Annotated in this window: 8 protein-coding genes and 1 pseudogene; 7 read left to right on the top strand and 2 right to left on the bottom strand. The window is 60.6% G+C overall.

From position 1 onward, the window contains the following. Positions 1 to 23 precede the first annotated feature (23 nt). Positions 24 to 1,325: a response regulator c-di-GMP phosphodiesterase, NosR family gene (gene nosR, locus PF1751_RS05420; protein WP_010212802.1), complete on the bottom strand. Its 1,302-nt coding sequence runs from the start codon at positions 1,323 to 1,325 to the stop codon at positions 24 to 26. Positions 1,326 to 1,541: 216 nt separating this feature from the next. Here nosR and PF1751_RS05415 point away from each other — a divergent pair, with 216 nt between their 5' ends. From PF1751_RS05415 to PF1751_RS05390, 7 genes and pseudogenes are all read left to right on the top strand, one after another. Then, a complete protein-coding gene (locus tag PF1751_RS05415) occupies positions 1,542 to 3,416 on the top strand; it encodes a putative bifunctional diguanylate cyclase/phosphodiesterase (RefSeq protein WP_042571717.1) in 1,875 nt (624 codons plus the stop codon). Positions 3,417 to 3,474: 58 nt separating this feature from the next. Next, positions 3,475 to 4,410: a cytochrome-c peroxidase gene (locus PF1751_RS05410; protein ID WP_226994552.1), complete on the top strand. Its 936-nt coding sequence runs from the start codon at positions 3,475 to 3,477 to the stop codon at positions 4,408 to 4,410. Beyond that, positions 4,407 to 6,224 (top strand): DAHL domain-containing protein, encoded by a 1,818-nt coding sequence (locus PF1751_RS05405; RefSeq protein ID WP_044286697.1) that lies wholly within the window; start codon positions 4,407 to 4,409, stop codon positions 6,222 to 6,224. The genes PF1751_RS05410 and PF1751_RS05405 overlap by 4 nt, the downstream gene beginning before the upstream one ends. Next, complete coding sequence (locus PF1751_RS05400; protein ID WP_010212808.1) at positions 6,221 to 7,621, top strand: ATP-binding protein; 1,401 nt, start codon at positions 6,221 to 6,223, stop codon at positions 7,619 to 7,621. Before PF1751_RS05405 ends, PF1751_RS05400 begins: the two co-directional genes overlap by 4 nt. 104 nt (positions 7,622 to 7,725) lie before the next feature. Further along, on the top strand, positions 7,726 to 9,345 hold the full coding sequence (locus PF1751_RS05395) for an FMN-binding glutamate synthase family protein (protein ID WP_044286696.1): 1,620 nt from the start codon (positions 7,726 to 7,728) through the stop codon (positions 9,343 to 9,345). Between the two features lie 93 nt (positions 9,346 to 9,438). Beyond that, positions 9,439 to 9,537 (top strand): annotated as a pseudogene (locus PF1751_RS29390) (cupin domain-containing protein); the annotation flags it as partial. A 132-nt stretch (positions 9,538 to 9,669) separates the two neighbouring features. After that, positions 9,670 to 10,818 (top strand): OpgC family protein, encoded by a 1,149-nt coding sequence (locus PF1751_RS05390; protein ID WP_010212810.1) that lies wholly within the window; start codon positions 9,670 to 9,672, stop codon positions 10,816 to 10,818. 96 nt (positions 10,819 to 10,914) lie between these two features. Here PF1751_RS05390 and PF1751_RS05385 read toward each other — a convergent pair whose 3' ends face one another. Continuing rightward, positions 10,915 to 12,333 (bottom strand): amino acid permease, encoded by a 1,419-nt coding sequence (locus PF1751_RS05385; protein ID WP_010212811.1) that lies wholly within the window; start codon positions 12,331 to 12,333, stop codon positions 10,915 to 10,917. Positions 12,334 to 12,479 lie beyond the last annotated feature (146 nt).

Below are 12,479 nucleotides of genomic sequence, written 5' to 3'. Positions count from 1 at the left end.
TCAGTGAAAATAACCGGCAAGGCTTACGCCTCGTCCGGCGCCTTGATAAATACGTTGTACTTCGCCCCTTCCATCGCCTCAAACGCAATCAGCTTGTCCACCAGCGGCAGGTTCAGCACCTTGCCGGCATTGAGCAGTAACATGCCGTTGTCGGCGTTGAGGTTGCGAGCCAGCACCATGCCGTCGGCCAGTTCGCGCGTGGTCAGGACCTTGACGGTGGGATCGCCCAGCGTCACATCACTGAGGAATGTGGCGCAGGCCAGAACGAAATCCTCGACCAGCTCGGGATCATAGAGGCGCCCGGCATATTTGCGGATATAGAGCAGCGCTTCGTCACTGTTCATCTGCCGCTCGAGAATCAGCCCCTTCTGCAACTCGATGAAGTCCACCGCCAGTTTCAAAAGGCGCGAACCGAACGGAATCGCATCGCCCTTGAGGTGGTCGGGAAAACCGCTGCCATCCCAGCGCTCCTGATGGTGACGAATGATGCGCGCCGCATCTTTCATCGGCTCCAAGGTCATCAACAACGATTCGCTCTGGGTCGGATAGCTGCGGTAGCGCTCGCGATCCGTGCTGTGCAGCTTATCGGCCGGTTCGATCAGCATGCTGTCGCTCCAGCTCAGTTTGCCAATGTTGTACAACGCAGCGGCCATCGTCAGGTCACGCGAACTGGCGTCGTCGATAGACTGGGCGGCGCAATAGACCCGCACCAATTCGATCAGCGAGCGGTTGGTCTGCTTGTTCTTGGGCAAGCGCAGGTTGGCCAACAGCGAAAACACTTCGGTACCGGTCACGTAGCTGTGCTTGAGTTCGTCGTAGGCCAGGTCGAGCATGTCGGCGGTCTGCTGCAGCTCACTGGTACGCGCCGCTACGCGTTTTTCCAGGGTGGCGTTCAGTTGCTTGAGCTGATCGTTCTGCACCTGGGTCAGGCGCTCCAGGCGCTGGTGCTCCAGGGTCTGGCGCAAGACCAGCTGCAGCTCCTCGTCATTCCAGGGCTTGCTGATGTAGCGGTGGATCTGCCCTTCGTTGATGGCCTTGACGATCGTCGGCAGGTCGGCGTAACCGGTGAGCAGAATGCGACTGGTGGCCGGATACAGCCGATGCACCTCGGCCAGCAGCTGCGCACCGTCCATACCGGGCATACGAGCGTCGCTCATCACCAGGTCGATGGGTTGGGCGGCCATGATCTCCAAGGCCTGGGCACCGCTGCCGGCCAGGACTACATCGAAGGGCTGCCCGCGCAATAAGCGGCGCAGGCTGTTGAGGATCGATTCTTCATCGTCGACCAGTAATATCGTGGGTTTCGTCGCAAGTTGTTCGTCCATGCCTGCTGCGCCTTCAAATTGAACTGAATGGAACCACATTTGACCATCGTGCCAAGCCATCTTCCCTCGACCGCGGCGCGGGGGTCGATTTGACGCCAACTGGCCTTCGATTTCAAGGCACTCGACTATGCTGTCACAGTAGACAACTTCGCTCAGCCGCAGAATCAGGGAAGGAATCATTATGCCGTCGAGCCTTTTGCAATCGCGGAGTGCGTCATGACCCCGGACTCAGCGCGGGCCAACCGGCGTATTCTGATCGTCGATGACAGCGCGTCGATCCATGATGACTTTCGCAAGATCCTGTGTGCCAACGCCCAGGGCGAGAAATCCCTGGACAGTCTTGAGGAAACCCTGTTCGGCACCACCGCCACCCCGCGCCACGCATTCGTGCTGGATTCGGCCTACCAGGGCCAGGAAGCGCTGGAACTGGTGGCCCGGTCCCTGGCCGCCAACGCTCCGTATGCCATGGTGTTCATCGATATGCGCATGCCGCCCGGCTGGGACGGCCTGCAAACCATCGAACAGCTGTGGAACGTCGACCCCAATCTGCAGATCGCCCTGTGCACCGCGTATTCCGACTATTCGTTCGAAGCGATCGAGGCGCGATTGAAATACAACGATCAGTTGCTGATTCTGAAGAAACCCTTCGACCATCTGGAGATCCGCCAGATGGCCAGTGCCCTGACGTGGAAATGGCAGCTGGCCCAGGATGTCGCCCTGAAAGTGGTGGCACTGGAGCGCACCATCGAAGAACGTGTGCAGGAACTGCTGAAGGTCTCGCATCTGTTGCAATACGATGCGCTGACGGAACTGCCCAACAGCACGCTGCTCGGCGACCGCCTCAGCCAGGCCATAGCCCTTGGTCGGCGGCATGACACGCAACTGGCGGTGATATTTATCGGGCTCGATCGTTTCAAACGCATCAACAATGCCCTGGGTTACCCGGTGGGCGACGAGGTGCTCCAACATGTCAGCCACAGCCTGGTAGCAACAGTGCGCAGCTCCGACTCGGTGTTTCGCTACGGCTCCGATGAGTTCGTGATCCTGCTCCACGACGTGCAGCACCCGCAGCAGACCCAGCACATCGCGCACAAAGTGCTCAAGGCCATCAGTGCCACACGCCATGTGGCCGGGCATGACTTGAGCATCACGGCGAGCCTGGGCATCAGCATCTACCCCAATGACAGCTACAACACAGTGGAGTTGATCAAGCACGCCGAAACCGCCATGCATACCAGCAAGGAACGCGGCCCCAACGATTTCAGTTTCTACACCGAAGACATGAACCTGCGCGCCCGGCGCCAGCAAAATCTGGAGAGCGCGATCCGCCTGGCCTTGGAGCTGGATGAATTCGTACTGCACTACCAACCCAAGCTGGACCTCAACTCCGGGCGAATCGTCGGCGCGGAGGCGCTGATACGCTGGTTTCAGCCGCGCTCGGGGTGGGTCAGCCCGAGCGATTTCATTCCGGTGGCCGAAGACAGCGGGCTGATCGTGCCCTTGACGCAGTGGGTGCTGCACCAGGCCTGCGAACAGGCGCAGGCCTGGCGCGGCATGGGCCTGCCACCGCTGTACATGGCGGTGAATGTATCGGCCATCGACTTTCGCCAGCATGACTTCGTCGACAACCTGGCCGCGATCCTCAAGCAGACCGGCCTGCCGCCCGCCTGGCTGGAGCTGGAAATCACCGAAAACGTACTGATGCAGAATGTCGACGACACGGTGCAGATCCTGCAAACAATCAAGGCCATGGGCGTGCGCCTGGCGCTGGATGACTTCGGCACGGGCTACTCGAGCCTGAGTTACCTGCGACGCTTTCCCATCGATGTGTTGAAAATCGACCAGTCGTTCGTGCGTGGGCTGAACGAGAATAACCAGGATGCCCAGCTGATAAGCGCTATCATCGGCATGGGCAAGAGCCTGGAGTTGAACATCATCGCCGAGGGGGTGGAGACCGTCGAACAGCTGAATTTCCTGAAAAGCCAGCAGTGTGAAGAGGGTCAGGGCTTTTTGTTCAGCAAGGCGGTGCCGCCGAAGGATTTCGCCCGGTTGCTGCAAGTGGGCAGCGCCACACTGATGCCTGCCCAATAGCCGCGTGCCTGCAAGGAGTGCTCGCTTGAGCAAAGTCTCACGTTACCGTTTCGGCGTTCTGCTGGTGGTGTGGTCGGGGCTGGCCCAGCCGTTGCTGGCCGCGCCGTTGAACGAAGCGCTCAAACCACTGCCACCGGTGCCCGTATTGGACCCGGCCAGAGTCGAGTTGGGTCGCCAGCTGTTCAATGAGCCGCGCCTGTCGGTCAATAACACACTGTCCTGTGCCAGCTGCCATCGACTGGCGTCCGGAGGTGCAGACAACCAGCCGTTTTCCCTGGGTTTCAACGGCAAGCCGGTGCCAATCAACACCCCTTCCGTGTTCAACGCCAGCCTGAACTTCAAGCAGTTCTGGAATGGCCGGTCGGACACCCTGCAAGCACAGGTCGAACAGGTAGTGATCAGCCCCCTGGAAATGGGCAGCGATTGGAATACCGTAGTGCAGAACCTGTCCGCCCTGCCCACCTACCAGACCGCCTTCAAACAGGCCTACCCCGATGGCATCACCGCCGCCAACGTGCAGGACGCCTTGGCCACCTATGAGCAAACACTGCTGAGCCCCAACTCGCGGTTCGACCAATACCTGCTCGGTAACACCGATATCCTGACAATCCAGGAAAAATATGGCTACCAGCGCTTCAAGGACTACGGCTGTATAGCCTGCCATCAGGGCATCAATATCGGCGGTAATATGTTCCAGAAATTCGGTGTGATGGGCGACTACTTCAAGGCCCGAGGCAACCCGGTCGAAGCCGACCTGGGCCGCTATCTGGTGACCCAGGACGAAGAGGACCGCCATGTGTTCAAGGTGCCCAGCCTGCGCAACGTGGCGGTGACCGCGCCGTACTTTCACGATGCGTCGGCCAAGACCCTGGAAGAAGCCGTCGATGTGATGTTCAAGTACCAGTTGGGGCGCAATCCGAATAAGGAAGACAGGGACTTGATCGTGCAGTTTCTCAAAACCCTGACCGGCGAATGGGCAGGCAAGCCGCTATGACCTCTCACTCCCGTCGCCGCTTTACCCAGATTGTACTTGGCCTGGTGACCCTGCTGCTGGCCTCGACCCTGGTGTTTTTGTACCTCAAGGCTTCCCGTGATCAGACCGCCAGCTACACCCAGTCGCGGGATCTGATCCGCCAACTGCAGCAGCTCAATGCGCAGTGGGACAGCGAGGTCCTCAAGGCCCGGATCGCGATCACCCACAACTACGACCCGCTGGTCACGCCACTCACGCAGATGACCCGAATATGGGCCGAACTGAACAGCCGCGACACCTACCACAACCCGTCCAACCTGAGCGGCTGGCAGGCCACGCAAACGGCTTACCAGACGGCGATCCAGGAAAAAGCCCGCCTGGTGGACCAATTCAAATCCCACAACGCGCTGCTGCGTAATTCACTGGCGTTCCTGCCGACCGCCGAAGACGACATCCAGGCGCAGTTCAACCGCCTTGACGCTGAAGGCCGCCTGCAATTGCAAGACGTGGCCACCGACACCTATGACCTGTTGCTCAGCAGCCTGGAGTTCGCCCAAGTCACCAGCGACGATCGCGCCGCCGATATCCTGGTGGGGCTGGGCAAACTGGCGATCAATAAGGAGCAACTGCCCAGCGAGTTCCAAGGGCCGGTGGACATACTCAGCAATCACATTTCGCTGATCCTGCGCGAACAGCCCGTGGTCAACGACCTGCTCGAGCGCATTGCCACGGTGCCCGTCGCCGAACACCTGGACGCACTGACCACCCACCTCGACCAGGACCAGCAAGCGGCAGACCTGATCGACCATCAATACCATCGCTACCTGCTGATCTTCTCGACCTTGCTGGTGGGGTTGCTGCTCTATCTGGCGGTGCGCCTGTTGCGCAGCTTTGCCGAAATCAACCGGGTCAATCGCGCGTTGCACGCTGCCAACGAAACCCTGGAGCAGCGCGTGGAGCGACGCACCCGGCAGCTCAAGGATGCGCAGAGCGAATTACTCGACAGCGCACGCCAGGCCGGCATGGCCGAAATCGCGACCAATGTGCTGCACAACGTGGGCAACGTACTCAACAGCGTGAACATCTCCGCCGAACTGGTCACGCGCAAGCTGCGCAGCAGCAAGGCCCTGGGGCTGGGCAAAGCCATGCAGTTGATCAATGAGCACAAGGACGACCTGGGCACCTTCCTTACCGAAGATGAGAAAGGCAAGCTGCTGCCCGGCTATCTCAACCAACTGGTGGACGCCATCGCCGTTGAGCAGCAGGGCATGACCGACGAGTTGGCGCAGTTGAGTAAAAGCGTGGACCACATCAAGGACATCGTCTCCACCCAGCAATCCTATGCCGGCGCCGCCACACTGCTGGAGCCGGTGCACATCAGCGGCCTGATGGAAGATGCATTGCGCATGAACGCCGGAGCCCTGAGTCGTCACCACGTCACGGTGGTCAAGGAATATGCGCAGGTGCCGGAAATCCTCGCCGACAAACACCGCTTGCTATTGATCATGGTCAACCTGATCAGCAACGCCAAGTACGCCATGTCCAACCTCAGTGACCGACCCCGGCAGATGACCCTGAAGGTCCAGCCCCTGGAGGACAATACCTTGCAGATCAGCGTCAAGGACGATGGCGAGGGCATTCCCGCGGAAAACATGACGCGGATCTTCACCCACGGTTTTACCACTCGCAAGGAAGGCCACGGCTTCGGCCTGCACAGCTGCGCGCTGGCCGCCGTAGAAATGAATGGTCAGCTCAGTGCCCACAGCGACGGGCCTGGCCTGGGCGCGGTGTTTACCTTGACGATCCCTATGACCCCTGCCGGAAGTCCCGCATGAATCAGCCTCCCAATCGGCGCATCCTGTTGATCGACGACACGCCGTCGATTCACGACGATTTTCGCAAAATCCTGATGCCGACCGTCGAGACCAACCAGGCCCTCGACGATATGGAGTCAGCGCTGTTCGGCGACACCAGCAAGCCCGAGGTGCGTACCTTCGAGCTGCATTCGGCGTATGGCGGCGAAGAAGGCCTGCAATTGCTCACCACCGCCATGGCGGAAAAACGCCCCTACGCCCTGGCATTCGTCGACATGCGCATGCCGCAAGGTTGGGACGGCGCAAAGACCATCGAAGAGCTATGGACCGTCGACCCCGGCCTGCAAGTGGTGGTGTGCACCGCGTATACGGATTACTCCTGGGATGAATTGCTGTATCGCCTCAACGGCCATGACCGGTTGCTGATCCTGAAAAAGCCCTTCGATAACATCGAGGTGCAACAGATGGCCAACATGCTTGCCAACAAATGGGACATGGCCCGCCGCGCCTCGCTGCAAACCATACACCTGGAGCAACTGGTGGCGCAGCGCACCCAGGCACTGACCCAGGCCAGCGAGGCGTTGCAACTGGAAATCGACGAGCGCAAGCAGCTGGAAAGCCAACTGGTGCAATCGGAAAAACTCGCGTCGCTGGGGCAACTGGCAGCTGGCGTCGCTCATGAGATCAACAACCCCGTAGGCTTCATCTCCTCCAACCTGAGCACCCTCGACAGCTACTTCAACCAACTGCAGCGGATGCTGGACGCCTACCGGCAGCTCGAAGAAAGCCCCGCCGCGGCCGAGCAGTGCGCCGCGCTCAAGGCCTTGCGTGCTGAACTGGAGCTGGATTTCCTCAGGGAAGACATCCCCATCCTGATCAGGGAATCCAAGGAAGGCATCGGCCGGGTGGTGCAGATAGTCAAGGACCTGAAGAACTTCTCGCGGGTCGACAACGACCAGACCTGGCAATTCGCCAACCTGCAACAGGGCATCGACTCAACGCTGAACATCGTCGCCAGCGAACTCAAGTACAAGGCCGACGTCGTGAAAAATTACACACCGCTGCCTGAAATCGAATGCCTGGCCTCACAGCTCAACCAGGTGGTGATGAACCTGGTTATCAACGCCGCCCAGGCCATGGGCCCGGAGCGCGGCACCATCACCATCAGCAATGGCGTGCAAGGCGATAACATCTGGCTGGAAGTCGCGGACAACGGCTGTGGCATTCCCCCGGAGACCGTGCAGAAAATCTTCGACCCGTTCTTCACCACCAAGCCGGTGGGCGAAGGCACGGGGCTCGGGTTGTCGTTGTCCTACGGCATTATCAAGAAGCACCACGGCGATATTTGCGTGAGCAGCGAACCGGGAAAAGGCACGACCTTTCGCGTGGTGTTGCCGATTCGGCAGACGGCCGCCTAGGGCGCAGGAGCGGACCGTATCCGCCCGGCAAAGGTTGTCTGGGGTTTGCCGACAGGCGCAGAATGCGGCACCGACCTGTAAGAGTCCGATTTCAAGGAAACCGTATGAGCCTGTCTTTGCTAAGCCGTTACGCCTTCTTTGCCGTGTGCGTCATCTTCACCCTCGCCAGCCTCCCCTTTATCGAACACGAATGGCTGTGGCCGATCACCCTGGTCACGGGCGTGTTGAGCCTGATCGGTATGTTCGACCTGCTGCAAAGCCCCCACGCCGTACGCCGCAACTATCCAATCCTGGGCAATATCCGTTACCTGGTCGAAGCCATCCGCCCGGAAATCCGCCAGTACCTGCTGGAGTCCGACAGCGACGCCCTGCCCTTCTCCCGGGCCCAGCGTTCACTGGTCTATTCCCGCGCCAAAAATGAAACTGCCGACAAACCCTTCGGTACCCTGATCGACGTGTACCAGTCGGGCTTCGAATTTATCGGCCACTCCATGCGCCCGGCGCCGCTCAGCGACCCCAGCGCGTTTCGTGTGATGGTCGGCGGCCCGCAATGCACGCAGCCGTATTCGGCATCGGTATTCAATATCTCGGCGATGAGCTTTGGCTCGTTGAGCGCCAACGCCATTCGTGCGTTGAACCAAGGCGCCAAACTGGGCAATTTTGCCCATGACACCGGCGAAGGCAGCATCAGCCCCTACCACCGGGAGAACGGCGGCGACCTGACCTGGGAGTTGGGCAACGGCTACTTCGGCTGTCGCACCAGCGACGGCCGCTTCGATCCGGAACGCTTCGCCGTGCAGGCGCAGAACCCGCAAGTGCGCATGATCGAAATCAAGATGAGCCAGGGCGCCAAACCCGGCCATGGTGGGATCCTGCCCAAGCACAAGGTCACCCAGGAAATCGCCGACACCCGCGGCATCCTGATGGGTGAAGACTGTATCTCGCCGTCGCGCCACAGCGCGTTTTCCACCCCGATCGAACTGATGCACTTCATCGCCCAACTGCGTGAGCTGTCTGGTGGCAAACCGGTGGGTTTCAAGTTCTGCCTCGGCCACCCCTGGGAATTCATGGGCATCGCCAAGGCCATGCTGGAGACCGGCATCCTCCCCGACTTTATCGTGGTGGACGGCAAGGAAGGCGGCACCGGCGCCGCGCCAGTGGAGTTCACCGACCATATCGGTGTGCCGCTGCGTGAAGGCCTGCTGTTTGTGCACAACACCCTGGTGGGCTTGAACCTGCGCGACAAGATCAAGCTCGGTGCCAGCGGCAAGATCGTCAGCGCATTCGATATCGCCAGCGTCCTGGCCATCGGCGCGGACTGGGCCAACTCGGCGCGTGGCTTCATGTTTGCCATTGGCTGCATTCAGTCCCAGAGCTGCCACACCAACAAATGCCCGACCGGCGTCGCGACCCAAGATCCGCTGCGCCAACGCGCCCTGGTGGTGCCGGACAAAGCCCAGCGCGTGTTCAACTTCCACCGCAATACCCTCAAGGCCTTGGCCGAAATGCTCGCCGCCGCCGGCCTGGATCATCCATCGCAACTGTCGGCCAAGCATCTGGTGCGGCGCATGTCGGCGACCGAGATCAAGCTGTTTTCGCAATTGCATGTGTTCCTCAAACCTGGCGAGTTGCTCACCGGTGAGGTGAATGGCGAGTTCTATTCGCGCATGTGGCAGATGGCACGGGCCGACAGCTTTGAACCCCATGAAGCGGCTGCCGCCTGATCAATAAACCCTCCCTGTTTGCTGAACCGGACCACCGACGGCATCGTTGAAACGAGGTGATTCACGCGCCAGGGCCAGGTTGGTCCGGCGTGGATCAGGGTCGGCGCGGGTCAGATGTATCTGGTGGAAGCCGGCACCGCCCATGCCGTGCATGCAGGCAGCCAAGGCACTCTGGTTACCCTGGATGTCTAGAGACATCCAGTAATACCCAACCTTTGCAATTACTTACGAATAACGCCAACCTGCCCCCGCCCGACGTGCGGCGTACGACTTCACCCGCGTTCGCCTGTCATTACTAAACCTTTCGTACAAGAGCCCGCTGCCATGCTGAACGGACGCGACCCACGCATCGATTTTTTTCGGGGCCTGGCGTTGATCTTCATTTTCTGGGATCACGTCCCCCACAACCCCCTCGGCCAGATCACCTTGCGCAACATCGGTTTCAGCGATGCCGCGGAGGTGTTTGTTTTTCTCGCCGGCTACGCCGCCGTACTGGCCTACGGCAAGATCCTGCAGCGCGACGGCTACTGGATTGCCTCGTTGAAGATCCTGCGGCGCGCCTGGGTGCTGTACGTGGTGCATATCTTCCTGCTGGCGATGCTGATGGGCATCGTGTTCTTCGCCAACAGTCATGTGGAAACCCGCGACCTTGTCGAGGAGATGGGACTGACGCACTTCGTCACCCACCCGCAACAGGCGCTCACCGATGAGTTGCTGCTGCGCTTCAAGCCCAACCTGATGGACCCGCTACCGCTGTATATCGTGCTGTTGAGCGGTTTGCCGTTGGTGCTGCCGCTGCTGCTGCGCAAGACCTGGGCGGTGGTGGGCGTTTCGTTGACTGTGTACCTGCTGGCACCGTGGATGGGCTGGAACCTGCGGGCGATTGCCGATGGCGTGTGGTATTTCAATCCCGTCACCTGGCAATTGCTGTTCGTGCTCGGCGGCGCGGCGGCGATTCATGCGCGCCAACCACGTCCTGTCGAGACGCGTGGGCTGCTGCGCCAGCCGTTGTTCGTCGCAGCGGCGGCCTACTCGGTCATGGCCGGGATCATCACGATTTCCTGGCGCTGGCCCGAGGCGCATGACGCATGGATGCCATCGCCGCTCAGCGACCTGTTGTATCCCATCAGCAAGACTGACCTGTCACCCGTGCGCCTGTTGCACTTCCTGGCCCTGGCCTATGTCACCGCCAAGCTTTTGCCCGGCATGGGCTGGACCCGCCACTGGCTGGCGCAACAAAGTTGCCGCATGGGCCGCTATTCCCTGGAGGTGTTCTGCCTCGGTGTGCTGCTGGCGCCGTTGGCGGACATGCTCAATGCCCTCGCGGGCGATGCGCTGGCCATGCAGTTGTTCAGTGCAACAGTGGGCGTGGTGCTGATGGGGCTGCTGGCAGCCTGGCTGGAGTTCAACAAGCGGCTGGATAAGTCACTGCAAGACCGCCGCGTCTTAGCCATGCCGTCATCCACTGGTTAACCCAGGCAGCCGCGTTGGTGGTGCGGCGCTTTCCCGAATCGGGCACTTGCAAAAGGAGGCGAGGGAGCTTGCCCCCTCGCCACACAGTGTTTGCCATTAGACCGGGCGGGCTTCGCCCTGAGCAACCTGGGTCGGTTGCAACTTGAACACGTAGAACAGCACCGTCAGCAGCACCAGGAATACCGGGCCGACATACAGCGCGATGCGGGTGTCCGGGAAGTACGCCATCAGGCCCACGACCAGCAACAGGAACGCCAGCGCCAGGTAGGAACTGACCGGGTACAGCCACATGCGGTACTTGAGTCCCGCCTGTTCCGCCGGGCTCAGGCTCTTACGGAACTTGAGCTGCGCCAGCAGGATCATCAGCCAGGTCCAGATCGCGCCGAAGGTGGCGATGGACGTCACCCAGACGAAGACTTTCTCCGGCACCAGGTAGTTGAGCAACACCCCCAGCAACAACGCGAAGATCGACAACAGCAGCGCTTTGCGCGGCACGCCATTACTGGAGGTCTTGGCGAACGTGGCCGGTGCCTGGCCGTTCTGCGCCAGGCTGTAGAGCATGCGCCCGGTGCTGAAAATGCCGCCGTTGCAAGACGACAGCGCGGCGGTGATCACGACAAAGTTGATGATGCCGGCGGCGGTCTTGATGCCGAGCCGTTCGAACGTCATCACAAACGGGCTGCCCTGGGTGCCGATTTCATTCCACGGGTAGATCGACAGGATCACGAACAACGCCCCCACGTAGAACAGCAGGATGCGCCAGAACACCGAGCCGATGGCACTCGGAATAGTCTTCTGCGGGTTCTTCGCTTCACCGGCGGTAAGGCCGATCATCTCCACACCCAGGTAGGCGAACATCACCATTTGCAGGGACATCAACACGCCTTGCACGCCGTTGGGCATAAAGCCGCCGTGGGCCCACAGGTTGGAGATACCCAGCGCCACGCCGTCATTGCCGAAGCCGAACGCGATGATGCCGACGCCGCCGATCACCATCGCAATGATGGTGACGATCTTGATCAAGGCAAACCAGAACTCGAACTCACCAAAGGCCTTGACCGCGATCAGGTTGATGCTGCCCATGCTGATCAAGGCCGCCAGGGCCCAGATCCAGCGCGGCGTGTCGGGAAACCAGACGCCCATGTACACGGCCACGGCGGTGATTTCTGCCACGCAGGTCACCAGCCACAGGAACCAGTAGTTCCAGCCGGTGAGAAAGCCCGCCAACGGGCCGAGATAGTCTTGGGCGTAACGGCTGAAGGAGCCGGCGACGGGGTTGTGCACCGCCATCTCGCCGAGGGCGCGCATGATCACCAGGATCGCCAGGCCGCCAATGATGTAGGACAGCATGATCGCCGGGCCGGCCATTTCAATGGCCTTGGCCGAGCCCAGGAACAGGCCGACACCGATGCAGGCGCCGAGGGCCATCAGGCGAATATGCCGCTCACCCAGTTCACGTTTCAGCGGGCCGCCCTGAGCGGTCTCGCCATGGGGCAGGTGGTTGCCAACTGGCATAGGGGTACAACCTCGTCTTGTTATTGGATTGATCACCGAGTGCTCGGCGCCACGGCGGGTCTGCCATGACGCCCTACACCGTGCCGGCCTCATGGGCCAACACGTCTGGCACGGCCAGATCAGCGGGGGTGCAGTATAAAAAGCCC

This window comes from Pseudomonas simiae, from assembly GCF_000934565.1.
Classification (GTDB): Bacteria; Pseudomonadota; Gammaproteobacteria; order Pseudomonadales; family Pseudomonadaceae; genus Aquipseudomonas; species Aquipseudomonas simiae.
Note: the sequence above shows the minus strand (reverse complement) of the source record. Positions and strands in the feature narration are given on the sequence as shown.

What these genes read in the sequence shown, in the direction of transcription:
- nosR (WP_010212802.1), bottom strand. Translation starts at nt 1,325, where the DNA reads ATGGACGAACAACTTGCGACGAAACCCACGATATTACTGGTCGACGAT.
- PF1751_RS05415 (WP_042571717.1), top strand. Translation starts at nt 1,542, where the DNA reads ATGACCCCGGACTCAGCGCGGGCCAACCGGCGTATTCTGATCGTCGAT.
- PF1751_RS05405 (WP_044286697.1), top strand. Translation starts at nt 4,407, where the DNA reads ATGACCTCTCACTCCCGTCGCCGCTTTACCCAGATTGTACTTGGCCTG.
- PF1751_RS05400 (WP_010212808.1), top strand. Translation starts at nt 6,221, where the DNA reads ATGAATCAGCCTCCCAATCGGCGCATCCTGTTGATCGACGACACGCCG.
- PF1751_RS05395 (WP_044286696.1), top strand. Translation starts at nt 7,726, where the DNA reads ATGAGCCTGTCTTTGCTAAGCCGTTACGCCTTCTTTGCCGTGTGCGTC.
- PF1751_RS05390 (WP_010212810.1), top strand. Translation starts at nt 9,670, where the DNA reads ATGCTGAACGGACGCGACCCACGCATCGATTTTTTTCGGGGCCTGGCG.
- PF1751_RS05385 (WP_010212811.1), bottom strand. Translation starts at nt 12,333, where the DNA reads ATGCCAGTTGGCAACCACCTGCCCCATGGCGAGACCGCTCAGGGCGGC.